The 1,322-nt window shown below is 60.6% G+C and carries 1 protein-coding gene and 1 pseudogene; both read left to right on the plus strand.

The genetic code is table 11. The annotated features are described in order from the left end of the window. Window positions 1–802 (plus strand): annotated as a pseudogene (locus ACXRVY_RS29550) (pyridoxal phosphate-dependent aminotransferase); the annotation flags it as partial. Window positions 803–1,038: 236 nt separating this feature from the next. Continuing rightward, window positions 1,039–1,322, plus strand: a 284-nt coding sequence (locus ACXRVY_RS29555; protein ID WP_458239026.1) for a hypothetical protein, incomplete at its 3' end; no start/stop codon positions are given.

The raw sequence follows: 1,322 nt of genomic DNA on the forward strand, positions 1-1,322 counted from the left end.
GGGCCAAAGTGGTGCCGGTGCCGGTGTGTTCGCAGAACGGCTTTCGGGTCGATCCGGCCGATGTCGCGGCACTGATCACACCGAACACCCGCGCGATGTTGCTCAACAGCCCGAACAACCCCTCCGGCGCCAGCCTGCCAATGAAGGCCTGGAAAGCGCTGGCCCAATTATGCATTCGCCATGACCTGTGGTTGATCAGCGACGAGGTGTACAGCGAGCTGCTGTTCGAGGGCGAGCACATCAGCCCCGCGAGTTTGCCGGGCATGGCCGAGCGAGCGGCGACCATCAACATCCTGTCGAAATCCCACGCCATGAGTGGCTGGCGGGTGGGCTGGGTGGTCGGGCCGCAATCGCTGTGTGAACATTTGGTGAATCTGTCGTTGTGCATGCTGTTCGGCATTCCGGATTTCATCCAGAACGCCGCGCAATTGGCGCTGGATGAAAACCTTCCGCACGTGGCGCTGATGTGTGAGGAATATCGCCTGCGTCGCGACCTGGTGCGCGCCAGTCTGGATCTGTGCCCTGGCATCCGGGCGATTCGCCCCGATGGCGGCATGTTCGTGATGGTCGACGTGCGCCASACCGGGTTGTCGGCCCAGCATTTCGCCGAGCGGCTGCTGGATGGCTATATGGCGTTTCGGTGCTGGCCGGCGAAGCCTTCGGGCCGAGTGCGGCGGGGCACATTCGCATCGGCCTGGTGGTGGACCGGCTGAAGCTGGCGGACGCCTGTCGACGTATTTCTCTGTGTGTAACGGACTTGCTCGAGGGGGCTGCGAGCCTGAGCTTTTCGGCGCGGTCTTGAGGTTTTCTTCGTCGTTTTGAACCCTGCGCCCCCATCCTTCCTGCGCAGGGAATCGGCACCCACCTGTCAACTTTGACAGTATCGCTTTTTTTTCCATGAGTGCTTAATCCGCCCAAGGTCAGTTCGGCCTGCTGCGCGAAGACGTTCATTTGGCTTGCCCGCAGCGTCCCTGTTGTCGACCGATGGAAAGGCCATTACATGGCCGATGGTTCAAGTGGCTACCAGGAGAGCGGGACATGGCAACTCAAGCGAGCAAGCTGCAACGACAGGAGGCAAGCGCGGCCTATTTGAAAATGCGCACGGAGTATCGGGCAAATCTTGCCGATATGGTGATCGAGATCAAATCTGAGGATTATGCCGACGCTGCAACGGGGCTGCTCAACGGACCCAGGCTGGCCAGCGGGCTGACGGTTTATATCCCGGAATGGGACAACGCGGCCCCGCCAGGTGCCAGTGATGAAGTCAGGCTTTATTTTGATAGCGGAGCGGGCTGGGAGGAGGTCGGCTATCACGAGTTCAT

This window comes from Pseudomonas sp. P5_A2_2 (genome assembly GCF_054177685.1).